Genomic DNA, 1,909 nt, shown 5'->3' with positions numbered 1-1,909 from the left:
GCCTCGCTCACCCAGCCGAGCGAGGCCGTTCCCATCCCCTCATCATCGGCACCACCGATGACGCCAACATCGGCAAACTCAGCGACGGCCAACAGTGATCAGCAGCCGATCCGCAGCGGGATAGTCCAGGCGACCGCGCGAGCGCCACCAGCGGCGGATCGATTACACCGCGAACACCGAGGTGTCGTGATCGCATCCCACGTTCACCCAGCCGGCGTCGTTGGCGATGTCGTAGACGCCGAGCGGGATCGCCACCTCGACATCCGGGCCGATGAAGTAGAAGCTGTGGTCCTCGACCTCGATCGGATTACCTTTCGGGCGCCACTGCCGCCCCGCGTTGGGCAGCTGCCCGAGCTGCTCGTTCTTCTTCGCGAATGTGGATCGGGCTGCTGACGGCGGCCGGGTGGTGCACCAGCAGATGATCCTCCGGCGAATCGCCGCGCGGACCCTTGATGAACTCGACACGAACACGCCGCCGACGTCGCCCGAGTTCTGGCCATCCCACCGAAACGCTGTGACCGGCCCATCGTCTCCTACCTCACCACCAACGAGATCGACGCACTGGTCACCGCCCTGGACCGCGCCACTCGGCTCGGGCGCCGCGACCACGCTCTGCAGGTGCTGGCCTGCCAGACCGGGCTCCGGGTTTCCGAACTGACCGGGTTGACCCGAGCCGATATTCACCTCGGCCCGGCGCTCACGTCCGCTGCCACGGCAAAGGCCGCAAAGACCGGGCCACCCCGCTCAGCCGTCACACCGTTGCCGCGCTGCAAGATTGGCTCACCAACCACGACAGCGCACCCACCGATCCGCTGCTCACCACCCGTGCGGGCCGACCGCTCTCGCGAGACGCGGTCACCAACACACCAACCGCGCGGCCGCCGCTCACTGCGAGCGCTCCCCCACACTGTTCACCGAGGTCGGCGACCAGATCGGCGAAGCTACCGCCATGCCGAACCTCGGTGCCATGAGCTGGCGAACCGAACACTACGAAGCCGTCCAAACAGTTGTGCGGCCAGGCCCTCTCCCGCTTCCGCGCACTGGGCGACCGCTTCCACGAGGCGGTGGCGTTGATGAACCTCTCCGCCGCCTACTGGCTGGCGGGAGAGGAGGAGTTGGGAGTCGATCTGGTTCGGCAAGGCATTGGCCTGCGCCGCGAAATCGGCGACACCGCCGCAGGCGAGCTGACCGGCCTGACCCTGGTCGGGCTGGCACGATGGATCACCACTGGCTACGCGACAATCGCTGACCTGTACGAGGAATCAGCGGGCGACCGGTAGCCCTGCTGGTGAGGCATCCGCGCTGACCAACCTGGGAATTCTTCGCCGGCGAGGCACTCGCCCTGGTCAATCTCGGCATCGTCCAGCGACGCATCGGAGACTCCGCCACCGCGACCGACCACCTACCACCGCGCCCTGAAGCTGTACCGCGACTTCGGCGATCTCGAAGGCGAGGCGACAGTCCGCCGCTGCCTCGGCGCCCTGCACCGCGATGCCGGGCAATTCGAGGCCGCCGGCCAGCTGTTCGACCAAGCGCTGGCCTGCTTCCGCGAACTGGGCAATCGCCACGGCGAAATCGGCCAACTGCTCACCGACACGGGAAGATTCCGCGAAGCGCGCGACACCTTCACCCAGGCGCGCGCATTGGCGCGCGCGATTCGCAGCCAGTTCGAGCACGCAGGCACCCTCGAAGGAACCGCCCGAACCTACCCCAGTCCGGCTGAGAACACCCCGCCTGCACAGTTGTTGAAAGAGGCCATCGAGATCTTCCGGCGTACCGGCGCTGCTCCCGAAGCAGACAGCGCCACTACCTACGCGGTGAGTCTTGCTGACCGGGGAACAAACAGGGGTTCGGTCCTCGTAACGCCGTCACCGCAGCGCGCAACCGAGCGTGGATGCTGGTGCCGTTG

General features: G+C 67.1%; 2 protein-coding genes and 1 pseudogene. 2 read left to right on the top strand and 1 reads right to left on the bottom strand.

The features are described 5' to 3' along the window. Positions 1-93 precede the first annotated feature (93 nt). A pseudogene (locus ACWEKS_RS49195) lies at positions 94-381 on the bottom strand (ISAzo13-like element transposase-related protein); the annotation flags it as partial. A gap of 692 nt (positions 382-1,073) precedes the next feature. Here ACWEKS_RS49195 and ACWEKS_RS49190 point away from each other — a divergent pair. Then, positions 1,074-1,280 (top strand): hypothetical protein, encoded by a 207-nt coding sequence (locus ACWEKS_RS49190; RefSeq protein ID WP_452346583.1) that lies wholly within the window; start codon positions 1,074-1,076, stop codon positions 1,278-1,280. Positions 1,281-1,295: 15 nt separating this feature from the next. Continuing rightward, positions 1,296-1,909: tetratricopeptide repeat protein (locus ACWEKS_RS49185; protein WP_452346584.1), on the top strand; the 614-nt coding region annotated here is incomplete at its 3' end.

It is taken from the genome of Nocardia sp. NPDC004711 (assembly GCF_053601595.1).
This window is presented reverse-complemented; position numbering and strand designations above follow the sequence as displayed.

Coding starts and splice junctions, on each gene's coding strand:
- ACWEKS_RS49190 (WP_452346583.1), top strand. CDS start 1,074: ATGAACCTCTCCGCCGCCTACTGGCTGGCGGGAGAGGAGGAGTTGGGA.